Source organism: Morganella psychrotolerans, from assembly GCF_965118875.1.
Taxonomy (GTDB): domain Bacteria; phylum Pseudomonadota; class Gammaproteobacteria; order Enterobacterales; family Enterobacteriaceae; genus Morganella; species Morganella psychrotolerans_C.
This window is the reverse complement of sequence record NZ_CBCPJD010000074.1, coordinates 1-512: the sequence shown is the minus strand read 5'-3', so window position 1 is coordinate 512 and position 512 is coordinate 1. Positions and strand designations below refer to the sequence as shown.

Genomic DNA, 512 nt, shown 5'->3' with positions numbered 1-512 from the left:
GCCATCGGCGCCGGTGATGTGGTGGCTGTCTACCGTGATAACGTAAAAGTGGGCGTGGCGACCGTCACCGGCACCACCTGGACCTTCAGTGAAACGGCAGATCTGGCAGACGGCAGACATGTCTATACCGCGTACGTGGAAGATGCGGCGCACAATCCCGGGGCGGCGTCCAACAGCTACGAAATCAACGTCGATACGGTGGCACCGGATCAGACCGTGACCCTGACGGAAATCCTGGATAACAAAGATCCGGTGACCGGGCCGGTGCAGAACGGCGGTTACACCAACGACGACACGCCGACCCTGCACGGCACCCTGAGCAGCGCCCTGACCGGCGGCGAAGTGTTGGTGATTTACCGTAACGGGGTGAAAATCGGCAAAGGCGTGATCAGCCAGGACGGTCTGGGCTGGAGCTACGAGGACTCCGGTCTGGCGAGCGGCTCGGACTACAGCTACTACGCGCAGGTGGAAGACCTTGCGGGTAACGTCAGTGACAAATCCAACGAACATGC

Annotated in this window: 1 protein-coding gene; it reads left to right on the top strand. The window is 60.7% G+C overall.

Features of this window, described 5'->3' with window-relative positions; translation table 11 throughout:
• Positions 1 to 512, top strand: a 512-nt coding sequence (locus ACMHKJ_RS19390; RefSeq protein ID WP_413496491.1) for an Ig-like domain-containing protein, incomplete at both ends; no start/stop codon positions are given.